This window comes from Vibrio sp. 1F279 (assembly GCF_041439815.1).
GTDB classification, from domain to species: Bacteria; Pseudomonadota; Gammaproteobacteria; order Enterobacterales; family Vibrionaceae; genus Vibrio; species Vibrio tasmaniensis_A.
Genome location: NZ_JBGOOU010000070.1, coordinates 1 through 7508 on the forward strand (window position 1 = coordinate 1; position 7508 = coordinate 7508).

At 41.2% G+C, this 7508-nt stretch carries 5 protein-coding genes; 2 read left to right on the forward strand and 3 right to left on the reverse strand.

The window, feature by feature from the left end; translation table 11 throughout:
• On the reverse strand, window positions 1-742 hold a 742-nt coding region (locus ACED60_RS24730), incomplete at its 3' end, for a restriction endonuclease subunit S (protein WP_371728663.1).
• Entirely contained in the window at window positions 732-2435 is a 1704-nt protein-coding gene (locus tag ACED60_RS24735; RefSeq protein ID WP_371728664.1) for an N-6 DNA methylase, read from the reverse strand. The genes ACED60_RS24730 and ACED60_RS24735, both read right to left, overlap by 11 nt.
• A gap of 110 nt (window positions 2436-2545) precedes the next feature.
• Here ACED60_RS24735 and ACED60_RS24740 point away from each other — a divergent pair, with 110 nt between their 5' ends.
• Together ACED60_RS24740 and ACED60_RS24745 are read left to right on the forward strand one after the other, a co-directional pair.
• The gene (locus ACED60_RS24740) at window positions 2546-3142 is read left to right on the forward strand and encodes a tyrosine-type recombinase/integrase (RefSeq protein WP_371728665.1); all 597 of its coding nucleotides are present in this window, start codon (window positions 2546-2548) and stop codon (window positions 3140-3142) included.
• 200 nt (window positions 3143-3342) lie between these two features.
• Window positions 3343-5172, forward strand: coding sequence for a hypothetical protein (locus ACED60_RS24745; protein ID WP_371728666.1), 1830 nt, complete (start codon window positions 3343-3345; stop codon window positions 5170-5172).
• A gap of 207 nt (window positions 5173-5379) precedes the next feature.
• On the opposite strand, the gene ACED60_RS24750 is transcribed toward ACED60_RS24745, so the two are convergent.
• Entirely contained in the window at window positions 5380-7137 is a 1758-nt protein-coding gene (locus tag ACED60_RS24750) for a hypothetical protein (protein ID WP_102579782.1), read from the reverse strand.
• Window positions 7138-7508: the final 371 nt, after the last annotated feature.

Below are 7508 nucleotides of genomic sequence, written 5' to 3' on the forward strand. Positions count from 1 at the left end.
CTTCCCAACCTTCTGGTATCAAACCCAACTCAGACTCAACAAGCTTTTCTGGGAATAGCGAGGCAGTGGCCGCATCCATTCCTTCTGGTTGAGCACCATTCATTTTGGCTTTCACTGGATCGAAATCAACAAACCATGACTTGAAGATGGCTTGTGCCATTTCTTCTAGGGATTGATTTATTTGGTTGTTAACAGTCAATTTATGATCGAGCGATTGTAGAAAAGATACTATTTCATCTTGAACTGCTAATGGTGGGCACGGTACTTGGATTTGCTTTACAGATGTTGAAGCTTTTGCAATTGCAGGAACACCAACCTGTGAAGCATATGAGAGTAGGCGATGTTGACCTATACGACTACGCAAAAAGTAGTTAACGTAATATGGGTTTACTTTCTCTTTGTCTAATGACACTTTTAACTGGCTTTGAGATACAACGTACCGATTATAAGTTGCACCTTTTGGAATAATACTAACCTGACCAATGGTTCCACGATGGGTAATAACAATATCCCCCTCAAAAGCATTTGATGATTTTAATTCGTCTGCCTTTTCTTCGGTGAGGTAATCGCACTCATTATCATCGATATACGCCCCATGTAAGTTTCCTCCTTTAAGAACAGGAACCCCTGATTTAACAAAATTTTCAGCCTTTATTCGAGAGCCAAACGGCCCCATAGCAATAGAGCCTTTTTCCGACGATTTCAACTCATCTATTGTTAATTCAGGCCAATTACAGGTCATAACCTAACCCCGCTAGGTTCTTCTTGATTTCAGCTTCTAACATTACAGAGTCAGTAAACTGCTCACTTAGTTTTGAAGTCAGTGTTACCATCTTCTCAGCAAAAGGAATGCCATCGTCCTCTTCTTCCGCAGCGCCAACGTAACGGCCCGGAGTCAGTACAAAGTCATGTTTAGTAATTTCTTCTAACATTACTGACTTGCAGAAACCAGCTTGATCTTCATAAGCTACGCCATGAACTTCTTCACCCGTTTTCCAAGCGTGGAATAGATCAGCAACTTTCTTGATATCATCAAAGCTGAAATCACGTAATACACGATCTTTCATGTAACCAAGGTTACGCGCATCGATAAACAGCACCTCACCCTTACGGCCACGCAGCTTACGCCCTGCCTTATCGACGCGAGGGTTCTTGTTTTTGGTTAAGAACCAAATACACGCTGGGATCTGGGTGTTAGTAAACAGTTGACCCGGAAGCGCTACCATACATTCAATCAAATCGTTCTCAATTAATGCCTGACGAATGGTGCCTTCGTTGTTGGTCGTTGAACTCATAGAGCCATTTGCCAACAGAAGCGCCTGAGAACCTTCAGGTGCAAGATGATGAAGCATGTGCTGCATCCATGCGAAGTTCGCATTACCTGATGGTGGTTGACCGTATTTGAAGCGAGGATCGTTATCATCAACACCCGTGTTCCACTCTTTCATGTTGAATGGAGGGTTAGCCATGATGAAGTCGGCACGTAAATCAGGGTGCTGAACATTGGTATAAGTACTTGCTGGCTCTTTACCAAAATCGTAATCAAGACCACGGAGCGCCATGTTCATCGCTGCTAATTGCCACGTTGTATGGTTGTATTCTTGACCGTAGATAGAAATCTTCTGCTTCTGAGTAAGGGCATCAACCTTCTTCTCATTTGCATGACGCTCGATGAACTTCTCTGATTGAACAAAGAAACCGCCAGAACCCATTGCTGGGTCATATACACGACCTTCAAAAGGTTCAATCATCTCAACGATCAGAGTTACGATTGATGCTGGGGTATAGAACTGACCACCTTTTTTACCTTCAGCCAGTGCGAACTGACCAAGCATGTATTCGTATACATGACCGAGGATGTCTTTACTGTTTAGATCGGCATGAACAAACGGTATTGTCGCAATCAGGTTGATAAGCTCATTCAGCTTAGCTTGGTCAATCTTCAATGAAGAGTATGACTTGTTAAGCACACCTTTCAGTTTTGGGTTATCCCGCTCAATACCTTCAAGTGCGTTATCGATGAGGTGACCGACAGAAGTGATTTTCTTAGGCTTACCATTAATATCAAGTTCAGCGCCACCAATAACCAATGGGCCGTTATCTTGCAGGAACTGCCAACGAGACTCAGTTGGTAGCCAGAACACGTTTTTCTCTGTGTAAAAGTCACGTTGTTCCAGCTCGATAGCAATCTCTTCTGCTAGTTCTTCTTCCGAGAAGTCATCAGGATCCAAGTAATATTCGTGCTCTGGGTTAGCGATGTCAGCTTTAATCTCATCCTGACGCAGCTTAAACGCATCAGAGACGTACTTAACGAAGATTAGACCTAACACTGCATGTTTGTACTGCGCGGCGTCTAGCGTTGAGCGTAGCTTGTCTGCTGCGTTCCAAAGCTTGCCTTCAAGCTCTTTCAAATACTGTTGTTCTGTTTGTTTCATTAGAAGTTTTCTTGTTATAGAAATATTCCGTCAATCATACCACTGGATGCAGCATTGTCTTTGATTTCTGCCTTACTTAAAGAGCATTTTTATGAAGTAAGGAGCACATTATGGAAGCTTGGAATAAAGGGAAGCGTGTAGGTCAGAAGAAAGCCTTCAAACTAGAAGACATTTGGCGCATCCGTATTCGACTTGAATTGGAAGAGCGCTTGTTTGAGTTGGCACTGTTCAACCTAGCCATCGACTGCAAGTTGAGGTCGTGTGATTTACGTAACTTGAAAGTTCAGGATGTCAGCCGTAGTGGCTGCGTGATGTCGAGAACCATAGTTAAACAGCAGAAAACCCAACAAGAGGTACACTTCGAGATCACACCCAAGACTCAGCAAACTTTGTCACAATGGATCATTCAAAACTCATTACAGCCAACAGATTATCTATTCCCAAGCCCACGACGTGAAGGACAACCCATCTCGTACCATTACTACACCACCATGGTTAATCGATGGGTTGCTGATATAGGACTCGATAAAACGCAATACGGCACACATTCACTGCGCCGAACCAAGGCTTCTTTGATCTACGCTAAAACCAAGAATCTTAGGGCTATTCAATTACTTCTTGGTCATGCTAAGTTAGAAAGCACGATTGAATACCTTGGCGTTGAGATTGAAGATGCGCTGAGGATTTCGGAGAGTTGTGAGACGTGAAATTTAGCATTAACCCTTATAAAAAAGCCCCACTACGTCAGCAGTGGGGCCATATAGGGTGGTCAAGACGACTGTGGGACATAGCACCAATCCAGAAGCGAGACCAATCTTTCGGTTTATCAGCCAGTTAACTAGAACTAACCAATCAAAATCTGTATTCTTGTCAGAACTATAGCAAAACTCACCATTAGGAGCAACTCTTGAAAGTTGATACTGGCATTTTAAACTCAAACTTAACAGTTCCCGAAGCATTCTTTTTAGGTGCATGGTTTAACATGACCCATGAACTGAGTTTAGATAGTGAGAGAGCTAGTTTCCTTCATGCAATTAATGGTTGTCAAGAGTTACTGCTACTTCTTGACTTTGGAGAAGCATACGGTGGAGCCAATAAGCGTTATGTCGTGGCTACTGAATTGCATGAAATCTTACAAGTAGATCCTATTGTTAAGACTCCTGAATTTGAAAAGTTGACTCAGAAAATGTTAGCTTTAACGCTCCCTAATGAGCAAGGAGAAAGCGAAGCTTCAGTTAATAAGTCAACAGAATTAATGCGATCACACATTGAAGAGTACCTAACTCATTTAAATGAGCATTATATAAAAGTTGGACTTAACCACCTTGAAAGCTTGTTATTTTCAGAAGTACCAGTTGATAGCAACGACCATCTTAAAAAGATACTGACTGCCACAGAGTCGATTGTTTCTGGGCTAATTGCTTCTGGGTTAAGCATGAACGAACTTCACAATTACTATCGACATGTGCTGACTAAATTTGTTGATAACGAGCCCTTCTCAGCTCGCTATCAATATCTTAAGGCTGTCTTATTAGAAGATAGTAAAGACTACTTGATTGAGCTGACTGTTACCAACCGAGAGCTTACTGAGCGTTTGGCGCAAGGAACAGAATGGGTCTTTGGTTCTTTGACATTAAAACGAACTGAAGAAAATGACAAGAACCTGATAGCTTCGGTGACAATAAACGCGAAATCACGTATTTCTGCTGGCATGCAAGCCAATGAACAACTAGGTGAAGTTCTTGATGCACTTAGTTTTGCAATACCAAATATTAATCTTTCAATAAATAAATCATTTAAGTCAACGGACCTCTCCACAGGTATAGAAAAATCCATTCGTCTTCATTCCCCAGTACCTAACCATATACATAAAATGAATTATGAGGAGCTTGAACGATTTATCTCATCTCTAAATAACTCAATTACTGATACTAAATTAGCTGGGGCATACCGTCAGTTACGAATCAATGCTTCTGCTGATAATATTGAATCTAGATTTGTCGGAAACTGGACAGCCTTAGAAGCCCTAACACGAGATGTGCCTTTGAAGACGAATCGACCGGGAGATGATGAGAGAGTGATTCTCGCGGCAGTATCACCAATTGCAATAGACTATGTAATAAAAAGATTAAGAACATTTAAAATAACATTGGTCAATGCAAACAAAACTGCCTTTACTATCGAAGGTGGAGATAGCTTTCATATCGATGATGCTAACGTCGAGAATATGTTTTCCGTTCTAAGTTGCCCACTAAAGGCGAATGCTATTTTACAAAGTCTCGATAACTTTCCATTCTTCAAGTATCGCTTGAGTTTGTTTACAAAACTTTGCCAAAACTCTTTAGAGCTAGCCAAAAACATTGAGAAACATGAGCAGCGAGTGTCATTGCAAATTAAGCGCCTTTACAGAGCGAGAAATCTTCTTGTTCATGATGGAGGGCGAGTAAAAAACCTCGAATTACTTTGTGCATACTCAGAGCATTATTTGAAATGTAATTTAACTGCGATCACCGCTATCATATCCTCCAAGCCGACGATCACAAATAGTCAAGTTGCTTTATTACGACTTGCAGATACACTCACGGATACAAAATTGAGTTTAAACCCAGCGATTAAAGCCCTAAGAAAGAAACAAAAGCAAGGTGCTAAAAGTCCAGAGAAACAATATCAAGATCAAAATTATAATAACGCTGAAGAACTCAAGGAACTAATCAGGTTATTTGATCAACCATCATAACGGCTAATGATGGTTCCAAAGTCAACCTTATACGCCTCTTCTGAGGCGCTTTTGTCCCGTAGCGAAAGACCGCGGACGAACCAACACTATTTCAACGAAAAAAGAAAACCACTGCTAGTTCTTCAACATCAGGTGTGAATGAAATTGAGTAATTCACCTCTAAAATGATCGCTTACAGGGCAAAAAACTTTGCCCTTACATTGAAAACTATGACTGTATGGGCATAGCATAGGCAAGTTCATGAACTAATTGTCTAAACAACGATTCTTTGCCCTCTGGGATAATTAACTGGTCTTTTCCTACGCGTTGGCACAATTTCTGTAATTTAGGTGCTGACGCTATGTTCTTTGCTATCGACTCGGTATCGCATTTCAAAAGTAAAAAACGCCCCTCTAATCGTACTGCATTCTTATTGCTCTCTAACGTTTTGAAGAGGTGCTCAATTTGAGTCGGGAAATATGGTTGTTCATCTCTTTCAGATAGGAAAGATTGTATTTCTTCTAAGTCACCACCATTTTCGAGGTGTGAGAGTATCTTGCTTGTGCATAGCTGCCAGACTTGGTCGGTAGCTTCATCCGCATAATTAGTAAGAAATACTCGCTCACTTGTAGTGGGTGGCTGCATAAACTGAACACGATACTTCGGCAATAATGCGATCGATGTTTTCGTTGATTCGGATACATCGATGTAGGTATCAACCACTCCAAGCACATAGGCTCCGAGCTTTGTAAGCCTGATATATTTTAAACCATCATAAATGGACAAATAATCTAGGTCATATTGCCCCCAACGGTCATAGTAATTATCTTGAGCGCCCTCCGGCGTTACGTAAGCTATGTCGACGATCCCTAGAGTCGCGAAATACTCCATAATTAAACAGCGAGAGTAAGCATTAGTAAGAAAGGTACCGTCATGAATGCGGCCATACGTGGAATCACCAATATACAAGCTATAGGGTTCAAACGTAATATTAAAGAATTGCCCCTCAACCGCCATTAATCTCAGATAGTCATCAAAAGAGACCCATTCTTCAGGTGGGCAAGATCGCAATGTTTCTATACAAGCATCCCTGCGGCTCAGAACATTGGTAAAATATTTCTGACCTTTTCCTTTTTGCCCTTTAATCTGATTGATACGTGAGAACTCGTCAAATTTGCTTCGATCTTTCCAGTCCAAGAAAAGCTGTTTAATGACGTCACAATGTCGTTGTTGAAGAGCGGCTTTTTTTAGGTTGATTTGCAATTCGCCCTTTGTCTCTTTGAACCATAGAGCAGCTCTTAGAATTTGAATCCAACCAAAAGCCTTTATACTTTTCGCTGATTCGTCATCAAGTGATGTTACCTTTTGATACGGTTCATTGAGTTGGTTGCACAGTTGGTTGAGCAATGTTTTAGAAGGCAGCCCAGTTTTCGGACTGACTTTTAACTTCTTAACCTTAATAGTGTTAAGAAGAACGTTAAGCTCCGCTTCCGTGTATTGTGGGGTTTCTGACGTTTCAATCTCGTCACCATCGACAATTGCCGTTGGCACAGAGAAATGTGGTGGCAATGGAACATGAGGTTTCAAAAAAGCTAATAGGTCATTAGGTATTCTGCGTGAAGATCCGTAACGGCGGTCAGGATAAAAGAACGGAGATAAAGCTTTGCCACCGTTATCTTTATCTCGACTTCGATACAACGACCAGTCTTCTGTACTAGGTGGTTCTTTTTGATATTTTGACCAGAATACGAAACCGTCCATATAACCTGCTTGATTGTGAACGGCCTCTTGCAAAGCAAGCTTCTGAACCTCTGAGAGGTGGTTCCAAATTAGCTGTAGGTTGTCTGGGTTCATCAATGCATTAAAGAGTACACTTGCAACTTCTGCTTTGCGACTGGGGATAGCACAAGAAAAGGGTAATGACTTGATACGAAACTTCAGGTCATCGACGGTGCTGTAATCAATAAGGTTTTGAAAATTATCCATGCTGTTACTAGCTCTCTTGATATCTTCAGGAGATTTTATACTACCCCCCTTAGCTCTTCTTCCTTATTTTCGAAAAAGCGTACTTTGCATGGCTTAAATAAATGCAAATTCAATGGAAAGTGTGATTTTGCTAAGGCACTTTTGTCCCGAAGCGACCTTACCAATATAAAAAGTCATTTTTACTGCATGAGTCTTGTTATCGTCACATGAGCAGGGGTTGGGTAAATTCCAGTTGTCTACGAACGCGCATGTTGATAGCCGAATATAATAATGGGCAATAATAGGATAAGCCACTCCCAAAAAGTGGCTTTATAGGGATTCAAGATAACTACCAACTCAAAAAATCCAACTCAGCTCTAATATCACTTATC

What these genes read in the sequence shown, in the direction of transcription:
- ACED60_RS24750 (WP_102579782.1), bottom strand. Translation starts at nt 7,137, where the DNA reads ATGGATAATTTTCAAAACCTTATTGATTACAGCACCGTCGATGACCTG.
- ACED60_RS24735 (WP_371728664.1), bottom strand. Translation starts at nt 2,435, where the DNA reads ATGAAACAAACAGAACAACAGTATTTGAAAGAGCTTGAAGGCAAGCTT.
- ACED60_RS24740 (WP_371728665.1), top strand. Translation starts at nt 2,546, where the DNA reads ATGGAAGCTTGGAATAAAGGGAAGCGTGTAGGTCAGAAGAAAGCCTTC.